The following is a 25083-nucleotide window of genomic DNA, read 5'->3' as shown; positions in this document are numbered from 1 at the left end:
GTTCGATCGGGGCGTGATTTTGCGAATACGAAATAGGCAATACTACACGAAGAAAGAGAGAAAGGGAAGAACAAAAACCACGGCCACCATGATCGGAGGCGGAGAAGGAATGGAGGAAAGATGCTGCGAGAGGGGAAACCCTTTGAAAAGGGTTCTCCCCTCTCGCGCTCTCCCCTTCCTAAACTTTTTAACAGGGATATTCGTTACCGCAACAAACTCATTTCATTAAAGTCTTTGGAAAGGGGCCCGGGGGGAAACTTTTCGTAAGACAAAGTTCCCCCCCGGTTCATCGCTTTAATCTTCCCCCTTCCTTCCATAACCGCCGCCGCCGGGCGTCTCGATACGCAGCTTGTCACCTTTACGCAAGCGCACGTGGAACTTGCCGGGCATGACCATCTCGCCGTTTCGCCGTGTCACGGTATTGACGCCATGCCCCCCTTCCCCGCCGCCGGCCAGCCCCCAGGGGCCGCGAAAGCGCCGGTCGGACAGCACGGTCACTTCCATGAGCGTCAAGGCTTCGATCTCGCGCACCAGCCCGTCACCGCCGGGATTTTCGCCCGCCCCACCGGAACCATGGCGGATGGCATAGCGTGTGACGCGCATCGGATAGGCGTATTCCAGCGCCTCGATAGGCGTATTGAGGGTATTGGTCATGTGGGAATGCACGGCCGACTGGCCGGGCCCCTGGGCATCGGCCCCGGCTCCGCCGGCGAGGGTCTCGTAGTAGGTGAAGGATTTTTTGACGCGCGGATCGAAGCCTCCCACGGCCACGTTGTTCATGGTGCCCTGGGAGGCGGCGGGGATGCGACCGGGCAGCGCCTTGGCCAGGGCGGCCAGGATCACGTCCACGATACGCTGGGAGGTTTCGACGTTGCCGCCGGCCACGGCCGCGGGAAAGCGGGCGTCGACCACAGTGCCGGCCTTGGTGCGCACGGTGATGGGCCGCAGGCAGCCGGCATTGGTCGGGGCATCGCCGCCGGCCAGACAACGGAACGCGTAGAGCGCGGCCGAGACGGCAATGGCCTTGACCGCATTGACGCAGCCGGCCGTCTGCTCGTCGCTGTCGGTAAAATCGAGTTCCGCCTCCTCGCCGCCGATGGAAAGCGTCAGGCGCACGGTCACGTCCTGGCCGCCGACGCCGTCGTCGTCCAGGCTGTCCTCGGCTTCATAGGAGCCGTCGGGCATGGCGGCGATGGTCGCGATCATGAGCCGCTCGGCGTAGTCCATGAGCGCCTCGGCCATGGCGGTCACGGTCTCCAGGCTGTGGGCTTTGACCAGGGCTTCCATGCGGGCGACGCCGGTGCGGTTGGCCATGATCTGGGCGGAAAAGTCGCCTTGACGCTCGGACGGGGTGCGCACGTTGGCCAGAAAAAGGTTCATGACGTCCGGGACGATTTCGCCGCCCACGACGATCTTCACCGGCGGTATGACGAGGCCTTCCTGGAAGATGGAGGTGGAAAGGGGCATGGACCCCGGGGCCATGCCGCCGACGTCGGCGTGGTGGGCGCGGCTGGCGACGTAAAAGACCGGGGCGTCGGTGCCGGCATAGACCGGGGCCACCAGCGTGATGTCGGGCAGGTGGGTGCCGCCCCGAAACGGATCGTTAAGCATGGCCATTTCGCCCGGGGCCAGTTCCAGCGCCTCGATGATCGAGGCCACGGAAAGCGGCATGGAGCCGAGGTGGACGGGGATGTGGGCGGCCTGGGCCACCATGTCGCCCTTGGCGTCGAACACGGCGCAGGAGAAGTCGCGGCGTTCCTTGATGTTCGGGGAAAAGGCGGCGCGGGTGAGCGCCATGCCCATTTCCTCGGCCACCGAAGCGAACTTGTTCTTGAAGACTTCCAGGGTGATGGGAGTGATATTCATGCGCGTTCCATTGCGTTAGGGCTTCGGCTTGGCACCGTGTCGGGCCAGAAAGGCCGCAAAATCTCCAAGATATGCTCTTCCCCCGTGGTGGGCGAAGCGGCCCGGCACGCTGACGAACACCTGTCCGCCGATGTCGCGCCAGCGTTTGCAAAAGGCATAATCCTCGGGCAGATAGTCGAGCGTTTGCGGATCTATGGTCGTGTCGAAAAAGGCGAAATTGTCCGCCGGCTCCTCATTGGTGCAACTATAGCGATAGCGCAAGTCCGGATAGGCGTCCATCAGGCGCGTCAGCGCCTGGCGGCTCACCATCATGAACCCCGTGGCCGCGTAGTCCACTTCCAGATAACCCTGGGCGTCCATGTGGCAGCCGGGTTTCAGCTTGACCGCGTAATCCAGGCTCGCCGCCTCGGCCGCCTGGGGCGTGGTCCCCGCCGGTTGCCCCATGACGCGGTCCAGACGCAGGCCCTTGACCGGGTAGACGCCGCAGACAACGTCATGGCCGCTGCCAAGCAGCCGGGGCACCATGGCCGGCACGAATTCGATGTCCGCGTCGATGAAAAGCAGATGCGTGGCCCGCTCGTCGCGCAGGAAGGTATTGGCGATGGAATTGCGGACCCGGGTAATGAGACTGTCGTTGGCGGGCGTCAGCAGGCGAAACGGAACCTTCGCGGCGTTGAGCACATCCTTGAGCGCCAACATGGAGAGCATGTAGGGCAGCGTGACCACCCCGCCATAACATGGCGTGCCGATAACAAGCATCCCGACGCCCCCGTCAGTTGCCCAATTTCAAGGCGCTGTTGCCCAATTTTCCGCCACCCTGCCCTGCTCTGCTCTGCTCTGCTCCGCTCTGCCGGGTCCGGTTTCTTTGGCGGGTCGGCGGGGGGCAGGACAGCCGCGCGCGGCGCATATTTGAAGAATACGCCTTCGCGTCCGCCCTGCCCCCCGCCGACCCCAGGCACAACGCCCCATCACCGGAAGCAAGATCTGGCCTGACCGCGCGGCATGCCCGGGAGCGATCCTGCCCGTCATAACATGGCCGAACGTTGAAAGGCCCGGGGATATAGCCTACCCCGTCAAGGCACAGCTTTCCATACGTCTCGAAGGAACGAAAAAGCCATTCATCCCTCCACCCATTGAAAGTTTTTAAAGGGGGTCCAGGGGGAAACTTTTTTCAAAAAGTTTCCCCCTGGCCGCCGGAGGCCCCCTTCCCTCACCCTCATCCTGCGGCATGCGTGTCGATGACGATATTGCCGAAGCCGTCCACGCGGGCCTCAGCCTTGGGCGGAACGAAGGTGGTGGCGGAAATCTCGGCGATGAGCGCCGGACCGAGGATGCGGTTGCCGGGGACGAGCTTCTCCCGGTCGTACCACTTCGCCGCGATCTCGCGGGTGCGCCAGACAAGCAGCCGTTCGCCAAGCACCGCGTCCTCGGACACCGCCGCGACAAGATGCTCGGCTTCCTTAAACGGCGGCTTTTCCTGGATGGCGCGCGCCCGGATGCGCAGCGTGACCACCTCGATGACGGCCCTGGGCTCCTTGAAGCCGAAAATATCCTCGTGGCGGTTGTGGAAGGCGGTGAACGGGTCGGCCACGAAGCGAATGGGCAACTCGTGGGACTGGCCCCGGTAGCGCATGTCGAGCTGGCGTTCGAGCACCATGTCGCCCCCGTCCAGGCCCTCGGCCGCCATGCCCTGGCGGGCCTTGTCCTCCAGGGAGCCGAAAAGCCCGGCCAGCTCGAAAACATCGATCTTGTCCGAAGACAACATGACCGTCTCGGAAAAATCCTTGACCACGTCGGCATGGAGCATGCCCAGGGCCGAAAAAAGGCCGGGATGGCGCGGCACGACGACCGTCTGGACGCCGAGGAGCCGGGCCAGGGACACGGCGTGCAACCCACCCGCGCCGCCGTAGGAGAGCAGCGCGAAATCCGCCGGGTCGTGCCCACGCTCCACGGAGATGACCCGGATGGCCCGCTCCATGGCCGCTTCGGCCACGGCCACGATGCCCTCGGCCGCCTCGACCGGGGTCAGGCCGGCCGCCGCACCCAACGCCTCAAAAAGCGGCGGCAGACGATCGGGGGCAAGGGACATGCCGCCGCCAAGGAAATGGTCCGGAGCAAGCCGGCCGAGAAACAGATTGGCGTCGGTGACGGTCAGCCCGTCGCCCTGGCCGTAGCAGGCCGGCCCGGGATCGGCCCCGGCGCTTTGCGGCCCGACGGTCAGCGCCCCGCCGGCGTCGAGGGCGGCCAGCGAGCCGCCGCCCGCGCCCACGGTGTGGATGTCGAGCATGGGCGTCTTGATCGGCAGGCCGGCAAGCCGCGTCTCCATGGCCATGGACAGGCCGCCGTCGAGGAGCGAGACGTCGGTGGAGGTGCCGCCCATGTCGAAGGTGATGAGCCTGTCGAAGCCGGCGGCCTTGCCCACGGCCAAAGCCGCCACCACCCCGCCGGCCGGGCCGGAGAGAATCGTGCGCACCGGTTCGTGGCGGGCCGTCCTGGCGGTGATGAGCCCGCCGCTCGACTGCATGACCGAAAGCGCCGCATCCTGGCCCAATCCGGCCTCCAGGTCGCCGAGGTAGGCGTCCATGACCGGGGCCACATAGGCGTTGGCCACCGTGGTGGCCGCGCGTTCGTATTCCCGAAATTCGGCCAGGATGTCGCTGGACAGGGAGACGGACAGGCCGCAGTCGGCCAGCGCCTCGCCAAGGAGTCGTTCGTGCTCCGGTTTGAGAAAGGAAAAAAGCAGGCACACGGCGGCCGAGGTCGCGCCGGCATCGGCCACGGCCCGGGCCAGTTCGGACGCCTGTTCGGGAGTCAGGTCCTCAAGCACCTTGCCTTCGGCCGAAACGCGCCCCGGCGCGCCGAAGCGCAGTTCCTCGGGCACAAGGCAGGGCTCCTTGCGGCTGGCCAGGTCGTACAGCTCGGGCCGGTTCTGGCGGCCGATGGCGATGATGTCCTCAAAGCCCGCATTGGCGACGAAAGCCGTGGGCGCGCCCTTGTGCTCCAAAATCGCGTTGGTGGCCACGGTCGAACCGTGCAGCACGCGATTCGCGGCGAATCCCAACCGCTCAAGCCCCGCAAGCACGGCGCGGGCGGGATTGTCCGGGGTCGAAAGCAGCTTGACCACCACAAACGCGCCATCGCGCCAGCAGATGATGTCCGTGAAAGTGCCACCGGTATCCACGCCGACAACGGCCATCTGGCCCCCTTCCCCCTTCGGCCGCGAAGAGGACTTTCATCTTGTTTCCAAGCGGGTACAACGTCACGTCGTCCGGCGCGGCAGGTTTCTCCACCAACGCGCGGCCACACCCAGGCGGCGGGAAAATGCGGGGGGAACGCGGGCCATGCGGTCCCGGACGGCGTCCCCCCCGCCTTTCACACGGCAATCGTTACAGATTTTTGGCCAAGGCCTCGCCGAACGCGGCGCAGCCGATGGTGGTCGCGCCCGGAATCTGGTCGGCCAGGTCGACCGTGACCTTCTTTTCGGAGATGGTCTTGTCCATGGAATCATGGATAAGCTTGGCTGCTTCGTTCCAGCCCATGTGCTCGAGCATCATGGCGCCGCTTAGAATCAGGCTGCCGGGGTTGGCCTTGTCCTTGCCGGCAAGGGCCGGGGCAATGCCATGGGTGGGTTCGAAAAAGGCCAGCTTTTCGCTCATGTTGACGCCCGGGGCCAGACCGAGGCCGCCGACCTGGGCGGCCAGAGCGTCGGAGATGTAGTCGCCGTTGAGGTTCGTCGTGGCGATGACCGAATAGTCCTGGGGCCGCATGAGCGCCACCTGGAACATGTTGTCCGCGATACGGTCCTTTATGACCACGGACTTCTTGCCGCCGGCCGCGGCCTCTTCCTCGGTCATGACCGCATCGGCGAATTCGGCCGCCGCTACTTCGTAGCCGCAGGCCCGAAACAGGCCCTCGGTGTACTTCATGATGTTGCCCTTGTGCACCAGGGTGACGCTTTTGCGACCGGTGTCCACGGCAAACTGTATGGCCTTGCGCACGAGGCGCTTGGAGCCGGCCGGGGTGATGGGCTTGATGCCGATGCCGGCGGTGTCGTCCACCTTGGCGCCGAGTTCGTCGCGCAAAAAGGCGATGAGCTTCTTGGCTTCGGGCGTGCCGGTGGCATATTCGATGCCGGCGTACACGTCCTCGGTGTTCTCGCGGTAGATGACCATGTCCACGAGGTCGGGACGCTTGACCGGGGACTCGATGCCCTTGAAATAACGGATGGGGCGGATGCAGGCGTAGAGGTCGAGGACCTGACGCAAGGTCACGTTGAGGCTGCGGAAACCGCCACCGACCGGGGTGGCCAGCGGGCCCTTGAAGGCCAGCTCCGCGCCCTTGAGCGCGGTGAGGGTCGCCTCCGGCAGATATTCGCCGGTTTCCTTGTAAGCCTTGCCGCCGGCCAGCAGTTCCTTCCAGACCAGCTTGCGGCTGCCGCCATAGGCCTTCTCCACGGCGGCGTCGAGGACCGGTCGGCCGGCCGTCCAGACATCCGGGCCGATTCCGTCGCCCTCGATCCAATATACCGTCTTTTCCATGCGCCTGTGCTCCTCGAATGAGAAATTTTGAACAACTTGCGACGTTAAAAAGGGACAGAGGACTTTGTCAACCAAGGCCTCCGGGAAGTTCCGGCAAAAGGCGGCTCGCGGCCCTTGTCACGACCGGGGCGCAGGGGCCGGGGCGGGAGCCGGGGAAGTCTTCGCGGCCGCACCCTCCGGGGCCGGGGCATAGCGCTTGAGCTTGGCCGTGACGTTGTCCTCCAGCCAGTGGGCGTCCCACCATTCGATGGGAATGACCGGCTGGCCGTCGAGATACATGGCGAAATGCACCTGATCGCCGGTCGTCAGGCCGGTTGTGCCGGTGGCGCCGATCACCGCCCCCTTTTTCACGGTCTCTCCCCGGCGCACGGCCATGGAGGACAGATTGCCGTAGAGGCTCAAAAGCCCCAGGCCGTGGTCGATGATGACGGTGTTGCCGTAGACGCCGAGCGGTCCGGCATAGACCACCTTGCCGTTGTTGGCCGCCGGCACCGGGGCATGGGGGACCGAGGCGAGATCGATGCCCGCGCTCGTTTCCCGACCGATCTCCCGGCCGTCGTAGACATAGACGCGGTCCGCGCCGAACGAACCGCGCACAATGGAGCGCGGCATGTAGATAAACGCCCCGTCCCAAAGCGCTTCCGGAGGGCTCTCCCTGGAAAGGGCGGCCGGCACGGCCTCGTTTTGGCGGCGCAGGGCATCGTTGATCTTCTGAAACCGGGCCACGGGATCGTGGATTTCCGGATACAGCTTGGCAAAAGCCGGCAGCCGCGAGGCCAGGTACTCGTCGGAGATGTCCACCCGCTCCTCACGAAAACGCCGCTTTATGGCCATATTGACGAAAAATCCGGTGCGTTCGTTGCCGGCGGCGTCCTCCACGACAAGGCGCGGCTTGAAGTCCTTGGCGTCCATGTCTGCGGGAAAGGCGAACAGGCAGGCATACTGGCCGCCCGGTTGCTTATAGCCGGGGTAGAACTTGTCCCCGACCATCACCCCGCTTCTGACGGCGTCCTTGTTGACCTCGTAGACGACCAGCCCCACGCCGCCCTGGCGCACGTAATGGGCCGGGGTCAGAGCCTTGACCGTGGGGGCCACGAGGTCGAGGAGCATGCGCCGGGAAATGCGGGCCGTGTTGCCCGCGCCGAGGTTGGCGTAAGAACCGTCGTAGGCCGCGACCTGCAGTTCGAAGGCTCCGCCGCGAAGTTCGGAGTTTTCCAGGTTGAAGCGTTCGGCCACCTTGTCCTTGGGCGGATCATAGGTCTTGTGCAGTATCGTGTTGCGACGCTGGCCCTGGGTGACGGTGACGGTGATCGAACGGATGCCCGACTGCGGATCGGCGGCGGTCACGGTGAAAGGGCGCCTCAGCGACGAGGCGTCGGCCTCGGGCAGCAAGGCGACCTCGGGCTTGTGGGCGTCCTTGAGAAACAGGTAGTAGCCGGCAAACCCGGCCGCGGCCAGGGGTGCCAAAAGCAGAGCCCCGGCCAGAAGGAAGAAAACCGGACCGAAACCCCGGCGTCCCTTGAAAGGCTTTATAATGCGCATCCGTCGCGTGTCCCCCGGCTTTCTGGTTGCGGCACTATAGGCCAGGGGGCGCTTGCGGGCAAGCTAGCCGGCCGGCGTGGCTCAATACGCGCCGCGCATGCTGCACACCACCGGCACGGTGCGCAGCAGGATCTTGATGTCGAGCAGCACGGACCAGGTGTCCACGTACTCGATGTCGAGCTGCATCATCCGCTCGAACGGCAGCTTGTTGCGGCCGCATATCTGCCACAGGCAGGTGATGCCGGGCTTGACCCCGAACCGGCGGCGCGGCCAGTCTTTTTCGATACGCACGACGTCGCGCATGGGCAGCGGCCTTGGGCCGACGAGGCTCATCTCGCCTTTGAGCACATTGACCAGCTGGGGCAGCTCGTCGATGCTGGTCTTGCGCAGGATGCGGCCGAGCCTCGTCACGCGCGGATCGTTTTTGATCTTGAACGTCGCGCCGTTGGTCTCGTTGCGGCATTCGAGATCCGCCTGCAGGGCCTCGGCGTTTTGGACCATGGTGCGAAATTTGTAGAATTTGAACACCCGCTTGTTGAGCCCCACCCGCTCCTGGGCGAACAGGGCCGGCCCGGGCGAGGTCAACCGGATCAGCGCCCAGACCACGAGCAACAGCGGGGAAAGCACCACCAACATGGCCATGGCCACGGACACGTCGAGGAAACGCTTGAGGATCAGCTCGCGCTCGTCGGCCAGGGTGTTGGAGATGGTCACCACCAGCTCCCCGCCGTGGCTGCCCGGACGGTGGCGCGGGTTTTTCAGCTCGAAAAGGCGCGTGATCACGGTCACGGCCACCCCCTGCTCCTCGCACTCCGAAACGAGCGCCGTGGCCTTTTCACTCAGCTCGGTCAACGGCAGGCAGACCAGGACCTCGTCCACCACGTGCTCCCGCAAATAACCGGCGAAACCGGCCATGTCGGCCACCAGATCGAAACGCCCCGGCAAGGGCGACGGCGGCTCCTTTTCCCAGCCATTGCCGACGAAACCGCAGAAGCGGTAGCCGTGGCCGGGTTGGGCGAGCATGCGCAGGGCGATTTCCTGGGCTCGCGCGCCCGTGCCGACAATGAGGGTGCGGCGGGCGGCGATGCCCTGGGCCTCGGTGAGGAAAAGCAGCCGGCGCGTGGCCAGTCGGGCGGCAATGCCGCCGGCGCAGGCCGAAATCCAATAGAGGATCAAAAGCGTCGCCGTGATGAGCGGCGGATCGAGCACCGCCGCGCCCGCGACCAGGATCAGCAGCACGGCGGTGACGGCCTTGACCGTGGCCTTGACCGATTCGCGCCACTGGAAAAGCGCCACCTCGGTATAGAGGGCAAAAAGCGGAAACACGCTGGCCGTGGCCGTAAGCAGCCAGGCGAAAAGCGCCAGGGTGGGAAGGTCGAGGCGCAGGGACGCCTCGGGCGACTCGGCCGCGGCCACGCCGCCGGCGATGAGCAAGGCCACGGCGGCCACAGCCAGGTCCACGACGCGCAGCCACGTGATGGCGCCTTTTCTGGTTTTGAAAGCCAAGCTTTCCCCCCGCGCGGAGGTTGGGGCCGCTTCAAACGACAAGAGGCCGTCATGGTGTCGTTCCCGCAGCCCAAACATCTGCCCGGGAAAAAATGGCATTTTTATTTTAGGCATATCCGGATTGATTAGCAACCGGCATGCCATTTTAGCGCCGCACTTTCAGCGACCGAATCCTCCCCACCACGGGGCAGCCCGCAGAACCTCCCGCCAGCGGATATAAAAAAGCCCGGTCGCGCGAAACGACCGGGCTTTGTCGGGCAAGAGCGCCCGGGGACTATTTCTTGTTGAGCCCCACTTCCTGCGGGAAGATCGGCAGGTAGCGGTAGGAAAGGCTCATGATGATGAATCCGTAGGCAATGACCATGCCCGAGGTCGCCCATTCAGCCCAGTTGGGGGAATAGACCACCCACTTGGTGAAGGGCAGGACCGGCTGGGCCAGGGCCTGGACGGTGAAGACGTAGCGGTTGATGATAACGCCGAGGCAGGCCAGGATGGCGCCGGTGTACATGAACGCCGGCTTCTTGCGCAGCGGCGTGAGCAGGAAGATGACCGGCACCGGCAGGCACAGGACGATTTCCGTAAAGAACAACCACTTGCCGTAGACCAGCCCGTAAAACATCTGGTCGAAGGTCAGGCCGGCCCGGGGCAGCACGCCGTTGATCCAGGCCCAGGTGTCCAGGTACTTGAAGACCATGTAGATCAGCAGCATGGTGCCGCCGATCTTGGCCATCAGCGACTTGATGCGGTAGGTGGTGAGCTTGCGGCCGGAGAGCTTCTCCATGAAGCCGCAGATCAGCACCGTGAGGCACGGGCCCGAGGAGATGGCCGACAGGACGAACAGGAAGAACGTCCACGGCCAGATGAAGAACCCTTCGCGGAAGGCGTAGGGACGGGCGAACATGACGCCGTACATGCCGCCGAGCGAGCCCTGGTGGAAGGTGGACAGAAACGCGCCGATGCCGGCGAAAAGCGGCATGACGACGTGCATCTGGTGGGCCAGATTGTGCAGGAACGGGATCTTATTGAGTTGCTTCTGCTCAAGGATCAGCGGGACGTACTCGATGATGAGCACCATCAGGTAACAGGTGATGCAGAAGATAACTTCGGTGAGCATGGAGTGGACGTTGGGGTGCCAGTAGCCGAACCACGACCGTATCGGCTGGCCGACGTCCAGGGACAGGATGAGCATGGCCCCGGAGTAGCAGATGAACCCCTTGATCACCGTCAGGTTGATGATGTTTTTGAGTTCATCGACGCCGATGATGTAACGGATGAGCCCGGTGAAAAAGGCTCCCGCGCCCAGGGCGATGACGGCCAGATCGAAGGTGATCCACAGGCCGAACCCGAAGTAGTTGTCAAGCCCGGTGACGCCCAGGCCGTAATAGAAGCAGACCAGCATGGCGATGAGGCCAAAAAGGGCAATCACGCCAAGGAACCCCAGCCACCCCATGAACTTCCCCAGGCCGCAACGCGTCACACCCTCGGGATACCAATTTTTCTCAATATCAATAAAGCTCATTGCATCCCCCGGAATTACTCGGTTTTTTCGCTCTTGAGGTAGTTATCGCCGAGTTTGCGCACCCACTCCCGCCGGCTGATGTAGTAGACCTGGGGTTTGGTGCCCAGGCGTTCGAGCAGCCGGAAAGCGTAGGGGCTCTTGATGAGCTCATGCACCTTGTGCTTGGGATTTTTGAGATCCCCGAAGGACAGCGCCCCGGAGGGGCAGTTCTGGACGCAGGCGGTGACGTAGGCGCCGTCTTCAAGATCCTCGGGGTCCTTGCCGGCGGCCCGGGCGGCGTCCTTGGCCAGGTTCCAGCGGTGGTGGCAAAAGGTGCACTTCTCCACCACGCCGCGCGGCCGCACCGAGGTCAGGGGCGACAGGGTCTTGGTCATGCCTTCGGGCCAGATCGGGTCGTACCAGCCGAAGTAACGGACATGGTAGGGGCAGGCGGCCACGCAGTACCGGCAGCCGATGCAGCGCGGGTAGATCTGGCTGACAATGCCGCCGTCCTCGTTTTTATCCGTGGCCACGACCGGGCACACGGACACGCAGGGCGGGTTGCCGCACTGCTGACAGGGACGGGGCAGAAAGGCCACGTCATGGTCGGGAAAGGCCTTGTCGTTGGTCAGCTCGTAAACCAGCATCCAGGAGGTGGAACGCAGCTTGTTGGTGGCCTCGGGCTGGGGATTGACGTTGTTCTCCGTCTGGCAGGAGGCCATGCAGGCCCCGCAGCCGGTGCACTTGTCGATATCGATCACCATGCCCCAGGTGATCGGGAATTCTTTGAAACTGTGTCCGGACATAACGGCTTCCCTTTGACTCGTGGTTAGGCGATTTTGACTTCAGCGGCGGCCCACATGGACATGCCGGTGCCCGGCTCCTCGGTCACGGGTAAAAGCGCCAGGTAATTGGCTCCTTTGCCCTTGCTGAAGATGTCGAAGGCGGTATGGCCGAAGCCCAAGGGAGCCGACACAACGCCGGTCATGACGCTCTCGAAGATGTGGACCTGGGCCTTGCAGTGCGTTCCGGCGCCGGTGAGCTTGACCATCGCGCCGGGCTTGACGCCGAGCGCCTTGGCCGTGGCGCTACCCATGCGCACCATGGTGGTTTCGCCGAGAAGCTCCGTGTCGGGCACCATGGTCAGGTCCTGACAGGGGATGCCGGTGGTCGGGGTGCCGGTACGCAGCTGGGCATAGGGGGCCAGGGTCACGGTCTTGCCGGAAGTCTTGCCGGGTTTGACCGCCTTGGCCAGCACCTCGGGGGCAAAGCCGAGTCCGGTCTGGGTCACGGAGCCGACCATGGTCCAGGCGTAACCGGCGGAAAGGGCCTTCCACAGGTCGCCGCCGGCAAGCGCGGGCGCGGGCTTGCCCGCCGCCACCTGCCAGGGCATGACGTCCTTGGCGACAAACCCGCCGGAGGTCTTGGCCAGAGAGGCCACCTTCTCCTTGAGCACCTGCAGGAAGTTGTCGAACTTGAGTTCAATGCTCAGTTTGCGGGCCAGCGCCAGGATCACGTCGCCGGTCGGCCGGGTATCGTGCACCGGTTTCTGGTAGGGCGTGACAAGGCTGTAGATGCAAAAGCCCGAACCATAGGGCGTGACCACGTCGTCGTAGCGCTCCAGGGTCAGGGAATTGGGCAGCACGAGGTCGCACATGGCCGCCGTCTCGTCCATGAAGGAGGAGAAGCTGACCTTGTACGGGATTTTTTCCAGGGCCTTGGCCATGGTCGCGGCCTCGGGCAGGCCGTAGGCCGGGTTGGCGTCGTAGACCAGCAAGGCCTTGGGCGCCGGCTTCTTGCCGTCGGCCACGGCCTTGAGGAAGCCGGGCAGGTCGGCCTTGAGCATGGCCTCGCGGGTCATGGCGCCGGGCACGACCGTGGCCAGCTCCGGCAGGGCGTAGACGCCGCCGGGCTTGTTGATGCGGCCGAGCAGGATGTTGAGCGCCATGCCGGCCATGAAGGCTCCGGCGCCCAGTCCCTGGCCGAACGGCGATCCCGTGACCACCATGGCGGCCTTGGAGGACGCCAGGGCCTTGGCCACGCCGGCGAGCACGGCGGGCTCGATGCCCGTGGCGCGCTTCACGTCGTCCGGACCGAAACCGCCGTTGACCACGGCGCGCAGGGTGTCGAAACCAGGCGCGGCACTTGTGGCCCCGGCCTTGATCAGGTGCCAGGCGATGCCGAGGGCCACCACGCCGAGGTCGGCGGCCGAGGCCGGAATCCACTGGTCGCACACGGCGGCGGTGTTGTTCCTGGTCGGACCGACGTAGATATAATTGGAAGCGGGCTTGACCCCGACCGGCCGCTTGGCGCTAAACGCCTTGCGGTTGCGGGTGGAGGTGCCCCAGGTTTCGAAGATGTCCGCGCCAAGAACCAGCACGGTGTCGGCGTTCTCGAAGTCGTAGCCGGCCTGGCCCTTGCCGCCCATGACCTGCATGCCCTTGGCGGCGGTGGTGGCCTCGGAGGGCATCATGAAGTAGCCGGCCGTGCCGAGCTTGCCGACGAACGCCGAAAGCACCTCGTTTACGGTGCCGGACTGGTCGCCGGAGATGCAGGCGACCGAGCCCTTGGCCGCGCCGAGCTTGTCGGCCATTTCGATCAGCGCCTGTTCCCAGGTGATCGGCACGAAGGCCTTGCCCGACTTTTTCATGGGCGATTTGACCCGGGCCGGGCTGTACAGCATGTAGACTTCGGAGCGGGCCAGGGCCGAGACGCCGCCGCTGGACAGGGGGTGAGCCGGGTTGCCGGATGCCGTGATCGGATTGCCGGCCACGCGCATGATTTTGAGGCCTTCGCCGGCCGGACACAACTTGCTCGTCGTGGTCACATAATCGATCTGGCCCTTGGGCACTTTGGGAATCCAGGGCCAGTTCTGGGTCCAGATGGAAACATCATCCAACAATTTCCACGGGATGGGGGTGAACATGGTGCCCACGGCGCCACCCGCCACAAGCCCGAGGAAAGCTCTGCGATCAACTCCCATTTCTCCCCCCTTATTTATGACAAACGTAGCAGGCGTTGCTGGTGCCCATGGAGGCGTGACAACGTTCACACTGCCACATCTTCATCGTGTCTTTGCTATAGCCGCTGATCCGGTTCTCGTAATACGCCGGAGGATTGTCCATCTTGGCCACGTCGGGATGGCACTTGGTGCACTCGAATCCCTTGTGAGCGGCATGGGAGAAGAACACGTTGTCGGGCTGATACTGGTAGACGAGCCAGGGGACCTGGGCGCCGGTCTTGACGTAGTCCTTGACGAACTTGTCGATTTCCTTGCCGTTTGGCGACTTGTCCCCGGTTTCATCGCCATGGCATTCGGCGCAGGATTCGGTCGTGGGCAGGCCGGCAAGCCGGCCGTCAGGGCCAAGATGATGGCACTGTTCGCACTCTATGCCCAGCTGCGCATGGACCGTGTGACTGAAACGAATGGGCTGTGTCTTTTCGCTGTAAAGCAGTTTCGGAAAGATGACCCACCCTACCACAAGGGCGCCGACGAAGCCGATCAGGGCACAAAGCACCATGCCGCCAACGCCGCCGGCCGAATTCGATCTGTTCTCCTCCATACTTCCCCTGCCCATGTGCCGTTGCTGGTTTACCGCCGCGGGCAATGCCGCGCGACGCCCCGCCGCCCCCGGGGCGCGGTCGGAAAAAAGGAAACGGTTGCGGATGCGGCATTTGCCGGGGGCTGTCCCCTCACCCCGGCATGGAGCGCCGCACCGCGCTTTTTACCCAGGCCACAACTTCCGTGTCAAGGTTTAATGAAAAAATTCACGAATCCCCGACATCTTCCGATGCCGCGGCCTTCGCCCCGCCATCGCCGACCTTGCGCCCATAGACGTCATCGAAACGCACGATGTCGTCCTCCTCGAGATACGGCCCGGACTGGATCTCGATGATTTCCACCGGAATCTTGCCCGGGTTGGACAGCCGGTGCACCGTGCCCTTGGGGATGTCCACGGACTGGTTCTCGATCAGGATCCGCTCCGTGTCCCCGAGCTGCACCAGCGCCGTGCCCGAGACCACCACCCAGTGTTCGGCCCGGTGGTGATGCATCTGCAGCGACAGCCGCCCGGCCGGCGGAACCTCGATACGCTTGATCTTGTAGCCGGGACCACCCTCGAGCACCGTGTAGCTGCCCCAGGGCCGGCGCACCGTGACGTGGGCCTCGACGAGCTTGCTGCCCTGGGACTTGAGCCGCCCCACCACGTCCTTGACCCGCTGGGCTTCGGCCACCGGGCAGACCAGGGTCGCGTCGCGGGTCTGGATGACGATCATGTCCTTGACCCCGGCCACGGCCAGGGAACTGCCCTGGGAAAAGAACAGCGAATCCGCGCAGTCGAGCGCCAGGACCTCGCCCGTGGTGACGCAGCCCGAACCATCCTTCTTGCCCAGGCGGTAGAGCGCCTCCCAACTGCCGAGGTCGTCCCAGTCGAAGGGGGCCTCGACCATGGCGATGTCGTCCATCTTCTCCACCACGCCGTAGTCCACGGAGATGTCCGGGAGTCCGGCGTAGCCGGCCGTCAAGGGCCGCTCGCCGCGGCTCTCCCACCAGGCGTGGATCGCCGGCGCATGGGCGGCCACGGCCGCAAGAAACTTGTCGGCCCGGAAGACGAACATGCCGCTGTTCCAGAAGTGTTCGCCGCCGGCCACGAGCTTTTCGGCCGTGGGAAGGTCGGGCTTCTCGGTGAAACCCGCCACCTTGTGCGCGCCCTGCCCCAGCGGTTCGCCCCGGTGGATGTAGCCGTAGCCGGTTTCCGGCGCGTGGGGGGGGATGCCGAAGGTGACGAACCAGCCCTCTTCGGCCAGGGCCGCGGCCCGGTCCATGGCCGCCTTGAGCGCGGCGTGGTCATGGATGCGGTGGTCGGCCGGAAAGACGCCGACAACGGCCTTCGGATCGGCGGCCACGATGGATTCGAGGCCAAGCATGATGGCGGGCAGCGTGTTTTTCCCCATGGGCTCGGCCAGAACGCGCGTGCCGGCGTCCGGCAAAACGGCTTGGAGCTGGGTGCGAACCTCGAACCGGTGTTCCTCGTTGGTGATCACCAGCACATGATCCGGGGCAAACGACTCGCACACCCGCAGGGCGGTGGACTGCAACAGCGTCTCGCCCTCGCCGAGATCCAGCAATTGCTTGGGCAGCAATGTCCGGGACAGCGGCCACAGCCGCGTCCCCGATCCGCCGGCCAAAATCAGGGCATAGCGGCCCTTGCCTCCGGTGCAACAGGCAGTTTCCGTCATGCGTCCTCCCCGCTCGAAGCGGCGTCAACGGTCATAGACAAAAGGCGAACCCAAGACGGCCAAAGTCGGCTGCCGGGCGTCCTTCTCGGATAAAATGGGGTCGGTCACGGGCCAGTCGATGCCGATGTCCGGGTCGTTCCAGGCAATGCCGGCATCGTCGGCCGGAGCATAGGGCGCGTCGACCTTGTACATGAACTCCGCGTTCTCGGTCAGGGTCACGTAGCCGTGGGCTAACCCGCGCGGCACCATCAGCCGCATGAAGTTTTCCTCGGTCAACTCGATGCCGTACCATTTCTTGTAGGTCGGCGATCCCACCCGCAGGTCCACGACCACGTCGAGCACAGCCCCGCGCACCACCCAGACGAGCTTGGCCTGGGTCGAGGGCGGACGCTGGAAATGCAGTCCCCGCAGCACGCCCTTGGGGCCCGACCGGGCATGGTTGTCCTGGACGAAATCATAATCGAGGCCGGCTGCGGCAAAGGCGGCGCGGCTGTAGGTTTCAAGAAAAAATCCCCGGTTGTCGCCAAACACCTTGGGTTTGATCGTGACAAGCCCGGGGATGCCGGTTTGTGACACCTCCACGCGGAACCTCCTGATGAACGGTTTTCTGCTTGGAAACGTGGATGCCGCAGTCCCTACCCCATTTCAGGAGTGCGGACAACAGCGAAGGGAGGCGACCGCGGCCGTGCTGCCGGCCTTGTAGGAGCTGCGCACCAACGGCGCGCACACCATTTCCGCGATGCCGCAATCACGGCCCAAAGCGGCCAGGGCATCGAATTCCTCCGGCGGCACGTAGCGGACCACCGGCAGGTTGCGCCGCGACGGCCGCAGGTACTGCCCCACCGTGACCACCCGGCAGCCGGCCCGCGAAAGATCGGCAAACACCGTGGCCAATTCCTCACGGGTCTCGCCAAGCCCCACCATGAGCCCGCTTTTGACGACCGCCGCGCCGGAAGCCGCCGCCCGGGCGAGCACGCCAAGGCTGCCGGCATAATCGGCCCGGGCTCTGGCGATCGGATAGAGGCGCGGCACGGTCTCGACATTGTGGTTGAAGACGTCGGGCCGGGCCGCCAGTACGATATCCAGGGCGGCCGGGTCGCCGCCGAAATCCGGGGTGAGCACCTCGACGGTGGTACCCGGGCAAGCCTGGCGCAGGGCGGCGATGGTTGCGGCGAAATGGGCCGCGCCGCCGTCCGGCAGGTCGTCGCGGGTAACCGAGGTGACCACGGCGTGGGTGAGCCCCAGCTCCGCCACGGCCGCGGCCAGGCGCGCGGGCTCGTCCGGGTCCACGGGATCGGGCGTGCCGGCGCTGATGTTGCAAAAGGCGCAGCCGCGCGTGCACACGCCGCCGAGAATCAAAAAGGTGGCCGTGCCCCGGGAAAAACACTCGAAGATGTTCGGGCAGCGCGCCCCCCGGCAGACCGTGCGCAGTCCGCCGGCGGCCACGGTATGGGCTGTCGCGCCGAAGGCGGCGTCTTTCGGCAGTTTGACCCGCAGCCAGGACGGCAGGCGCCCGGCCGGGCCGGGCCGGCCTTCGCTGTGATCCTCTTCGCTCATGCCTTCCGGCTCCTTTTCCCGCCCCCGGGATGTTTGCCCCCGCCGGCCCCGCGATCCGGGCCGGAGCCGCGCGCGGTCCTGGGGCGCGGTTTGGCCGGCCGGCCCGACCGTTCCCGCTGCCCCGACGAGGCCGCCGCGTTCCCGGAGTCGGAACGGGGCTCCCGTCGCGACGGCTTTGCCCCGGGCCGTTCCGTCTTTCCCTTCTCCGGCACGGGAGCCGGTGCGGATCCGGGTCGGACCTCGAGGATCACCCGGGGAGCGCCGGATTTGACGTCGCTTGGGGCGTCGGGGGGAATGTCGCGGCAGAGCAGGTCGCCCGGACGCGGCGCGCGGCCATCCGGCGCGACCACCACGGCCAGCCCCTTTTCCGTGCAGCCGTACGCGGCCGTTCCGGGCGCGTCGTCCAGGGAGAAGGGGCCGGAGACGACGCGGATGGCGGGCTTCGCATAGACCGGCGGCGCGGCCCGGGCGGCGAGAAAGGACAGGCTCAGGCGCTGCTTGCCAAGCTCCGCCCGCTCGGAAAGCTTGGTGAGCCAGGCCGGCGCGCCGGCAAGGGACATGGTGAAATGGCACCAGGCCCGCACCTTGCTCGTGGAAAAGGGACACTCCTCGCCGTGGGGACAGGGAGCGGACAGCCCCAGTCCCATCTCGACAAGGGCCGTGCGCATGGCGGCCAGACAACGCCAGCCCAGGCGCGTGCCCGGCTCGACCACCAGGGCAATCCCGCCCGGGGCCAGGGAATCGGCCAGCTGGGCGGCCAGGCGTTCCATGCGGATATCGAGGGGTTCCCGACCCGAGTCGGCCAGTTCGTTGGCCACATTGACCATGGCGGTAAGCTGCGCCCCCTCGGCAAGGCCCTGCCAGTATTCGCCGCGCACGGTCCGGATGCGCCAGGGCGCGTCCGGTGCCGACGGATCGAAGCCGGCAAGCCCGGAGAAAAGCGTCAAGCCAAGGTCCAAGGCGCGCCGGGAGCGGTCCACGCAGGTAAAGCGCAGCCGCTTGCGGCGCAGATCGGGGCGCGACAGCCAAAGGGCCTGGACAAAGGTCAGCGGTCCGGAACCCACGTCGCACACCAGCCCGCCGTCGGGGATATCGAGGTCGAGCCCCGGCAGCAGCCTTGAGAGGCGCAGCAAATTCCAGGGCAGAAAATACCAGGCATAGGCGGCCAGGGTGCGCGGATCGCTCAAATAGCCGGGCTTGGGGCCGCCCTCGCGCTCGGCGGTCAGCGACAGCGACAGGTCGCGGATGCGCCACGGCAATTCGCGCTCCCGACCGGGAGTCATCCCGAGGGCGCGGCGCAGCAGGGCGGCATAGCCGGCCAGGGTTGTGGTCGCCTCGGGAAGCAAGGGACGAAAAAGGTGCCGTGGGGGCACGGTCGCGGGTGCGGCATCAGGGGACATAGGTAAAAACCATCCTGCGGATAAAGGCGTCGGAAGCGTCGGAAGTTCCGGGGCTTGCGTCGACAAGGGGCACGATCGTGGTCACGGCGGGCAGCGCCTCGGCCGTAGTCCGGCTTTCCGGCTCGGTCAGGAAAAGCGACGCCCCGGCCAGGGACAGGTTGCCGGCCACCTGGACCCGGCCGGCCAGGCCCGGCGGGAAAAAGCCGAGCGTTTCCAGGTCGTCCGGCGCGACCTTGGCCCCGAACGCCCCGGCCAGATGCACACCGGCCAGATCGGCCGTGGTCAGCCCGGCCGCGCCCAAAAGCGAGGCCACGGCCAGATTGCAGGCCGCCTTGACCTTGAGCAACTCTTCCACATCCGAGGCGAACAGGCGATAGCCGGCCGTCTCGAACACGGGTTCGCCGTGGTCGGTCGCGACCATCCGGCGCAGTCGCGCGCCAAGCGGGGTCGGCGCAGGGGTTTGGGCGAAACGGCCGTCGGTGTCAAGCACGCCCTGCTCCGCAAGCAGCGCGGCCAGGGCCAGATAGCCCGGTCCGGCGATGCCGCGGGAGGTTGCCGGCGCGTCGCTCCCCGGGAACAGCACCGGCGCGAGGCCAGCCGGCGTCAACTCGAAGGAGACGGCAACGCCCGGCCCGGCCAGCGCCCCCTGGCTGAGGCCCACGCCTTCAAGGGCCGGGCCCAACGGGGCGCTGGCGGCCAGAAACCGGTCCGGGGCGAGCCCCAGGATCATCTCGGCGTTGGTGCCGAGGTCGACCAGCAAAAAGGGATAGGCGGGCTTTTGCCGCAAGAGCGCGGTCAGCCCGGCGCTCAAATCCGCGCCGACGAACGGGCCCAAAAGCGGCGGGATGTAGGCCGGCGGCAGGCCCCGGCCAAGGGGCACCTCCTCCCCCGCCCGCCAGACGAGGCCATACGGGGCATGGGCCAGACCGGAAAGTTCCTTGCCGCACAGGATGGACACCATGGCCGAGTTGCCGGCCACGCACAGCCCGGCGAGCCGATCCCCGGCCAGAGCGGCTTTTTGGCTTATGACGTCGAGGACCAGATCGCGCAGATAGGCCCCGCCGCCGGGCTCCAGGGCGAAGGCCAGACGGGAGACGACCTCCCCCCCGGCCCCGAGCTGGGGATTGACGCCGCGCCCTTCGGCCGCAACGCTCCCGTCGGCAAGACCCACCAGCCGCCAGGCCAGGCCGGTGGTGCCGATATCGACCGCCAGCCCAAGGGGGCCGTCGCCGCCAAGGCTTCCGGTGACGGCGGCCGGATCGTAGGCCGGCGCGGGTCCGGTCGCGCCCAGGGCCAGCCGTTCGCCGCCCTGGGCCGGTCGCAGACAGGACAGCCGCCAGCCGTCGGCCAGGGCGGCGTCGCCAAGCCGACGAATTTCGGGCGGCAGGGGCTGTGGCGGCGGCGAAAGGTAGCGCACCCGGCACCGGCCGCAGCGCCCCAACCCGGCGCAGAGCGGCGCGCCGACGAAATATCCGGCCCGGAACAGGGAACGGGCCATGACCTCGCCGGCAACGACTGAAACCGGTCGCTCGCCCTCGGTGGTTGCAACTGTAAAATATTTTTTCATTTCAACTAATTATACCTCGCATCCAACAAACGGACAAGGTTTACCCAACAACGATTTTGGTTTCAATTTATTAAATTGTCAAAATGACCTTGACGAAAAAAAGCGACTCTTTTAGAAAACGCCTAACCTTTCGTAGAGAATCTGGCGAATTGAGAGCACGTCCCGCGTGGCGTCACGCGAATCGGACGAAGTGTTATGAATGTGCTCTTGCGGCGCGAAAGGTTGTCGTGAACACAGCGAAAAGCTGCCCCGGCCAGAAACTCCAGCAAGGAGGAACGGTTTTGACCGACGCGCATGCACACGTCAGACACAAACTCAAACCGGTCATCTTCGTAGCCCTGCTCGCCCTATTGGCTGCCGGCTGCTCTTCGAAACAAAAAACCTATTCGTATAAATTCGAAGAGTACCAGGGTTTTAACGCCAGAAATGACTTTATCACCCACGATACGGCTCCCGAAGAACGCCTCAAGGCCGACGCCGAAAACAATCTGCTTTCAGGCAACCTTTTCGACCAGGGCTCCACGCCCAAGGTCGCGTCCGGCTCCAAACAACTCCTGAGCGAAAATCTTTTCGAACTGGCTGCCGTGCAGCGCAAGGGCAGCGTCTACGAACGCATGCTGCGCACCGCCAACACCCAGATCGGCACTCCCTACCGCTCCGGAGGCTGCAATCCCAACAGCGGCTTCGACTGCTCGGGCTTTACCACCTGGGTTTTCAACCGCTACGGCATCCATCTGCCCCGCTCTTCGCGCGAGCAGTACCATGTCGGCAAGATGGTGGCCAAAAACAGGCTGCGCAAGGGCGATCTGGTCTTTTTCCGCTCCAAGCGCGGCATCAGCCACGTCGGCATCTATCTTGAAAACGGCAAGTTCATCCACAGCGCCAGCCACGGCAAGACCGTGACCATAAGCAACCTCGAAGAAGATTACTGGAGAACGCATTATGCCGGAGGTCGCCGGGTCTTCTAGGCCCTTGGGCGTCCCGAATTTCCTCCTTGCCAGACAAGCGGGTTTCCCACGAACGGGGAGCCCGCTTTTTGTTCTCCCGGCAAGGCGGGGACCCGGGTTCGTCGCCGGAACCTTTTTTCTGGCCGTCCTTTTTCTGGCCCTGCTCCTTCCCGCCCAGGCCGCCCAGAAAAAAAAGCCCCGCACCGCGCCCTCGGACTTCGGCGTCATCGAGGCCGGCGAAGCCTCCACGCCGGTCCTGCGCCAGGAACTTGCCCGCATCGCCGGCGACTACGCCGCCACGGTCACGGCCAAGACCCTGGCCCGCGTCAGCCGCTCTCCGCGCCACCACCGGGTGGATATGCTGCGCGCCCCAAGCAGCCAGTACCGCGACGACATCCGCCTCGACGCCCTAAACCGGCTTAGGGCTGCCGGAGCCGACCTTTCCGCCAGCCAGTTCTTCCTCTATGCCGACCGCAATCCGGCGGCCCAGCTGGCCTTTCTGGCCTTTTACGATGCCGGGGCGAAAAAAGTGCTGCTTCTTGGCGTGGATTTCATCTCCACGGGCAAACTGCGCGCCCATGAGGATTCCTTCATCACACCGGCCGGCGTCTTCGAGAATACCACCGAAAACTGGAGTTACCGCGCCCAGGGCACGAAAAACAGCAAGGGATGGCGGGGACTCGGAGCCAAGGGCAGCCGGGTGTGGGATTTCGGCTTCCAGCAGGCCCCGCGCAAATTCCGCCAGGGCGTCTACGACAGCCAGATGCGGCTTCTCATGCACGCAACCGACCCGGACCAGGGCGAACCGCGTCTGGGCGGCACGGACTCCAAGGGCTGCGTGCGGATTTCCGCCGCTTCCAACGCCTTTCTGGATGGCCATTCGATCCTGGACCGGCATTACGAGGCCCTGGCCGCAAGCGAGCCCGACAAGGACATGTGGCAGTTGCGGGCCGACCGCACGCCCGTGGGCAACCCCGGCAGCTACCTCGTGGTCGGCGATTCCTCGAATTACAGCGCCTCGCGCTGACCACCCGGCAGGACGTCCCCGGGCTCGGGCATCATTGCCCTCATGTCGCACTCCCCGAGCATCCGCCGGATAGCCTCGCTTTGGTCCCGGCGCACTTCCCGGCGCACATGGACAACGGCCAACGCCCCGGCCCCGGCCTCACGCGCCAGTTCGATCGCCTGCGCGACGGAGCCGTGACCGGGAATGCCGGCCGCGATGCCATACGCCTCCTGCACGACAAGCCCGCAGCCACGGGCCAATTCCCCACACGCCTCGGTCGGCGCGCCGTCGCCGCTGTAATAGAGCCCGCCGTCCACCGTTTCCAAGCGCAAGGCCAGACACGGCGCGCCATGCCCGGTCAGCGCCGCCCGGGCCGGGATACCGGCCAGTGAAAACGCCTCGCCGTCGGATACGGCCACGGCCTGCAACGGATACGTGAGCTTTCCCCGCACATTCGGATAAGCCATGTCCACCAGGGCCGCGAGCTTTTCCGCCATCCCCTCGCCGCCATAGACCGCGAGCGGTTCGCGACGCCCCTGCTCGTGCCAGCGCGTCAACGCATACGGCAGGCCGAAATAATGGTCGCCATGGAAATGGGAGATCCAGATCGCGTCCGGGCCCCGCTCCCGAAGCGCCGCCGGCAACGCCCCGCAACCGAAAAACGCGGCCGCCGCCGTGAAACCGCAATCCAGAAGGACCGTGCGCGGCCCATCCGCGCCCGCGCCTTCCACCAACAGGCTCGTGTTGGGAAACCGCTCGTCGAAAGCCTCGCCCACACCGACAAACGTCACCCGCATCCCCGACTCCTCTCTTGCGAAAAGGCCGCATTTCCGCCAAGTTCCCGACTTGGCTACCCCTTTTGCCCGCCACGCATAACCATGACCACGAAAGGAGCTCCCATGCAGCGGCGCGTCACCCAGATCGAAAGCATCCGGGTCCTGGCCATGGCCGGCATCTTCTTCTACCACCTGTGGACCGTGCTGCCCGACGCAGGCGCCCAAAACCCCTTCGGCCCCATCCTCGGCGACGTCCTGAGCCAGGGTTACCTCGGCGTCGTGGTCTTCAACGCCATCACCGGTTTCGTCCTCACCCTGCCCCACGCCGATCCCGGCGGCAAGCCGCCCATGCGCTATCGCGACTTCTTCCTGCGCCGCTTCGGCCGCATCGTGCCCCAATACTACCTGTCCCTGGCCCTGTGGAGCCTCGTCGCCCTTGTCGCCGGGACCATGCCCTTCGCCGCCCTGGCCGCCTGCGTGGGCGAAAAAATCATCTTCGCCCAGACCTTCGACCCGGCCCGCTTCTTCTGCCTGGAGCCCGCCCTATGGTGGATGGGGCTGCTCGCCCAGTTCTACCTGACCTACCCCTTGCTGCTGCGCCTTTTCCGCAAGCTCGGCACCAAACGCGCCCTCATCTCCTGCCTGGCCTTCGGCTGGGGCCTGTGGCTGCTGCTGTCCCTTCTGGCCAAAATAAGCGGCACCGCCGCCCTGCTCGACTACATGCTCTACTTCAACCTGCCCTACCGCCTGCCGGAATTCGCCCTGGGCATGGCCTTCGCCCTGGCCTGGAAGCCCCGGGCCGCGCTCCTCTCCGGCGACGACCCCACCGGCGTCCCCGCCTCCTGGCGCATGGGATTCGCCGCACTGGCCTACTTCTGCCTGCCCCTGGCCATCCTCTTCAAAACCGCCCTACCCATACCCCTTGCCCATATCCTCCTCGTCGCCGCCTGCATCGGCGTGGCCGGCTCGCTCTTCGCCTGGCCCGCCATGGCCCGACTCGGCGCCAAGCCCCGCATCGCCGCCGCGGCCGCCGCCTCCTACAGCTTCTACCTGCTCCACCAGCCCATCCTCGGCTACGGCGCGGACCTCCTGCGCCCCCACATGCGCCCCTTTGTCGCCCTGTGCCTGCTCGCCGCCATAAGCCTGCCCCTGGCCGCCATCCTGGCCCGCTACCAGGACAAGCTCGTGGCCGCCTTCGAAGCACGCGGCCGCGGCAGGGGGTAGACGGAGCGGAGAGGAGAGGAGACAGCGGGGGCTCTGCCCCCGCCCCCCCGCCGGGAGGCCATGGGCCCCCCGGGCCCCCCTTCTCGGCTTTGGCTGGGCGGGACTTTGACGGAGAAACGGTCAGGCGGTTGGGGGAAGATGGAGGCGGAATTTGTCGGGACGATGCCGCCGCTTCGCGGCAGGCTCGTCCCAAGCAAATTCCGCCTCCACCACGCCGGTCGCCCCAAGGGGGCGACATTCGGAGAACTATCTTCTTCTTAAAATGCGGCGCTTCGCCGCTGGCGCGGTTGTTGCCGCAATCGCGTCCGGCGTCGAGGGGCGAAAGCCCCTCGTGCCGCCGGGCCGATTGCGGCGACAAACATCCCTCGTCCCGTCCTCCCCCGACTTCACCGCCACCCACCATCCCAACCCGGTAAAA

The 25083-nt window shown here is 65.6% G+C and carries 19 protein-coding genes; 3 read left to right on the top strand and 16 right to left on the bottom strand.

Going from position 1 to position 25083, the window contains the following annotated elements:
- Window positions 1-294 precede the first annotated feature (294 nt).
- The 15 genes from K9F62_14300 to K9F62_14230 form a co-directional block, all read right to left on the bottom strand.
- On the bottom strand, window positions 295-1866 hold the full coding sequence (locus K9F62_14300; GenBank protein UJX39880.1) for a hydantoinase B/oxoprolinase family protein: 1572 nt from the start codon (window positions 1864-1866) through the stop codon (window positions 295-297).
- A gap of 15 nt (window positions 1867-1881) precedes the next feature.
- Window positions 1882-2625, bottom strand: coding sequence for a hypothetical protein (locus tag K9F62_14295; protein UJX39879.1), 744 nt, complete (start codon window positions 2623-2625; stop codon window positions 1882-1884).
- Window positions 2626-3082: 457 nt separating this feature from the next.
- Window positions 3083-5062, bottom strand: a complete 1980-nt coding sequence (locus tag K9F62_14290; GenBank protein UJX39878.1) for a hydantoinase/oxoprolinase family protein — start codon at window positions 5060-5062, stop codon at window positions 3083-3085.
- Between the two features lie 190 nt (window positions 5063-5252).
- Entirely contained in the window at window positions 5253-6404 is a 1152-nt protein-coding gene (gene icd / locus K9F62_14285; protein ID UJX39877.1) for an NADP-dependent isocitrate dehydrogenase, read from the bottom strand.
- Between the two features lie 117 nt (window positions 6405-6521).
- On the bottom strand, window positions 6522-7946 hold the full coding sequence (locus K9F62_14280; GenBank protein UJX39876.1) for a M23 family metallopeptidase: 1425 nt from the start codon (window positions 7944-7946) through the stop codon (window positions 6522-6524).
- An 81-nt stretch (window positions 7947-8027) separates the two neighbouring features.
- Complete coding sequence (locus K9F62_14275; GenBank protein ID UJX39875.1) at window positions 8028-9452, bottom strand: sugar transferase; 1425 nt, start codon at window positions 9450-9452, stop codon at window positions 8028-8030.
- A gap of 274 nt (window positions 9453-9726) precedes the next feature.
- The gene (gene nrfD / locus K9F62_14270) at window positions 9727-10971 is read right to left on the bottom strand and encodes a polysulfide reductase NrfD (GenBank protein UJX39874.1); all 1245 of its coding nucleotides are present in this window, start codon (window positions 10969-10971) and stop codon (window positions 9727-9729) included.
- A gap of 14 nt (window positions 10972-10985) precedes the next feature.
- Window positions 10986-11756, bottom strand: a complete 771-nt coding sequence (locus K9F62_14265; GenBank protein UJX39873.1) for a 4Fe-4S dicluster domain-containing protein — start codon at window positions 11754-11756, stop codon at window positions 10986-10988.
- Window positions 11757-11779: 23 nt separating this feature from the next.
- Window positions 11780-13933, bottom strand: coding sequence for a molybdopterin-dependent oxidoreductase (locus K9F62_14260; GenBank protein ID UJX39872.1), 2154 nt, complete (start codon window positions 13931-13933; stop codon window positions 11780-11782).
- 10 nt (window positions 13934-13943) lie between these two features.
- Entirely contained in the window at window positions 13944-14513 is a 570-nt protein-coding gene (locus K9F62_14255) for a cytochrome c family protein (protein ID UJX39871.1), read from the bottom strand.
- Window positions 14514-14718: 205 nt separating this feature from the next.
- Window positions 14719-16188, bottom strand: a complete 1470-nt coding sequence (locus K9F62_14250; protein UJX39870.1) for a mannose-1-phosphate guanylyltransferase/mannose-6-phosphate isomerase — start codon at window positions 16186-16188, stop codon at window positions 14719-14721.
- 24 nt (window positions 16189-16212) lie between these two features.
- Window positions 16213-16770 (bottom strand): dTDP-4-dehydrorhamnose 3,5-epimerase, encoded by a 558-nt coding sequence (gene rfbC, locus K9F62_14245; protein ID UJX39869.1) that lies wholly within the window; start codon window positions 16768-16770, stop codon window positions 16213-16215.
- Between the two features lie 63 nt (window positions 16771-16833).
- Complete coding sequence (lipA, locus tag K9F62_14240) at window positions 16834-17745, bottom strand: lipoyl synthase (protein UJX39868.1); 912 nt, start codon at window positions 17743-17745, stop codon at window positions 16834-16836.
- The gene (locus tag K9F62_14235) at window positions 17742-19145 is read right to left on the bottom strand and encodes a small ribosomal subunit Rsm22 family protein (protein ID UJX39867.1); all 1404 of its coding nucleotides are present in this window, start codon (window positions 19143-19145) and stop codon (window positions 17742-17744) included. Before K9F62_14235 ends, lipA begins: the two co-directional genes overlap by 4 nt.
- A complete protein-coding gene (locus tag K9F62_14230) occupies window positions 19135-20712 on the bottom strand; it encodes an ASKHA domain-containing protein (protein ID UJX39866.1) in 1578 nt (525 codons plus the stop codon). The genes K9F62_14235 and K9F62_14230 overlap by 11 nt, the downstream gene beginning before the upstream one ends.
- Before the next feature lie 281 nt (window positions 20713-20993).
- On the opposite strand from K9F62_14230, the gene K9F62_14225 reads away from it, so the two are divergent.
- Window positions 20994-21680 carry a C40 family peptidase gene (locus K9F62_14225; protein ID UJX39865.1) on the top strand — a complete coding sequence of 229 codons (687 nt, stop codon included), beginning with the start codon at window positions 20994-20996 and terminating at the stop codon, window positions 21678-21680.
- Window positions 21655-22686 (top strand): hypothetical protein, encoded by a 1032-nt coding sequence (locus K9F62_14220; protein ID UJX39864.1) that lies wholly within the window; start codon window positions 21655-21657, stop codon window positions 22684-22686. Before K9F62_14225 ends, K9F62_14220 begins: the two co-directional genes overlap by 26 nt.
- Here K9F62_14220 and K9F62_14215 read toward each other — a convergent pair.
- Window positions 22668-23462, bottom strand: coding sequence for an MBL fold metallo-hydrolase (locus tag K9F62_14215; protein ID UJX39863.1), 795 nt, complete (start codon window positions 23460-23462; stop codon window positions 22668-22670). The two genes, K9F62_14220 and K9F62_14215, sit on opposite strands and share 19 nt — an antisense overlap.
- Window positions 23463-23564: 102 nt before the next feature.
- Here K9F62_14215 and K9F62_14210 point away from each other — a divergent pair, with 102 nt between their 5' ends.
- Window positions 23565-24665, top strand: coding sequence for an acyltransferase (locus K9F62_14210; GenBank protein ID UJX39862.1), 1101 nt, complete (start codon window positions 23565-23567; stop codon window positions 24663-24665).
- Window positions 24666-25083: the final 418 nt, after the last annotated feature.

The organism is Desulfovibrio sp. JY, assembly GCA_021730285.1.
Classification (GTDB): Bacteria; Desulfobacterota; Desulfovibrionia; order Desulfovibrionales; family Desulfovibrionaceae; genus Solidesulfovibrio.
The sequence above is the reverse complement of the archived record's forward strand: the minus strand, read 5'-3'. Positions and strand labels throughout refer to the sequence as shown.

Excerpts from the sequence above, each read along its gene's own strand:
- K9F62_14300 (UJX39880.1), bottom strand. The coding sequence starts at position 1,866 with ATGAATATCACTCCCATCACCCTGGAAGTCTTCAAGAACAAGTTCGCT.
- K9F62_14295 (UJX39879.1), bottom strand. The coding sequence starts at position 2,625 with ATGCTTGTTATCGGCACGCCATGTTATGGCGGGGTGGTCACGCTGCCC.
- K9F62_14290 (UJX39878.1), bottom strand. The coding sequence starts at position 5,062 with ATGGCCGTTGTCGGCGTGGATACCGGTGGCACTTTCACGGACATCATC.
- icd (UJX39877.1), bottom strand. The coding sequence starts at position 6,404 with ATGGAAAAGACGGTATATTGGATCGAGGGCGACGGAATCGGCCCGGAT.
- K9F62_14280 (UJX39876.1), bottom strand. The coding sequence starts at position 7,946 with ATGCGCATTATAAAGCCTTTCAAGGGACGCCGGGGTTTCGGTCCGGTT.
- nrfD (UJX39874.1), bottom strand. The coding sequence starts at position 10,971 with ATGAGCTTTATTGATATTGAGAAAAATTGGTATCCCGAGGGTGTGACG.
- K9F62_14265 (UJX39873.1), bottom strand. The coding sequence starts at position 11,756 with ATGTCCGGACACAGTTTCAAAGAATTCCCGATCACCTGGGGCATGGTG.
- K9F62_14260 (UJX39872.1), bottom strand. The coding sequence starts at position 13,933 with ATGGGAGTTGATCGCAGAGCTTTCCTCGGGCTTGTGGCGGGTGGCGCC.
- K9F62_14255 (UJX39871.1), bottom strand. The coding sequence starts at position 14,513 with ATGGAGGAGAACAGATCGAATTCGGCCGGCGGCGTTGGCGGCATGGTG.
- K9F62_14250 (UJX39870.1), bottom strand. The coding sequence starts at position 16,188 with ATGACGGAAACTGCCTGTTGCACCGGAGGCAAGGGCCGCTATGCCCTG.
- lipA (UJX39868.1), bottom strand. The coding sequence starts at position 17,745 with ATGAGCGAAGAGGATCACAGCGAAGGCCGGCCCGGCCCGGCCGGGCGC.
- K9F62_14235 (UJX39867.1), bottom strand. The coding sequence starts at position 19,145 with ATGTCCCCTGATGCCGCACCCGCGACCGTGCCCCCACGGCACCTTTTT.
- K9F62_14230 (UJX39866.1), bottom strand. The coding sequence starts at position 20,712 with ATGAAAAAATATTTTACAGTTGCAACCACCGAGGGCGAGCGACCGGTT.
- K9F62_14220 (UJX39864.1), top strand. The coding sequence starts at position 21,655 with ATGCCGGAGGTCGCCGGGTCTTCTAGGCCCTTGGGCGTCCCGAATTTC.
- K9F62_14215 (UJX39863.1), bottom strand. The coding sequence starts at position 23,462 with ATGCGGGTGACGTTTGTCGGTGTGGGCGAGGCTTTCGACGAGCGGTTT.
- K9F62_14210 (UJX39862.1), top strand. The coding sequence starts at position 23,565 with ATGCAGCGGCGCGTCACCCAGATCGAAAGCATCCGGGTCCTGGCCATG.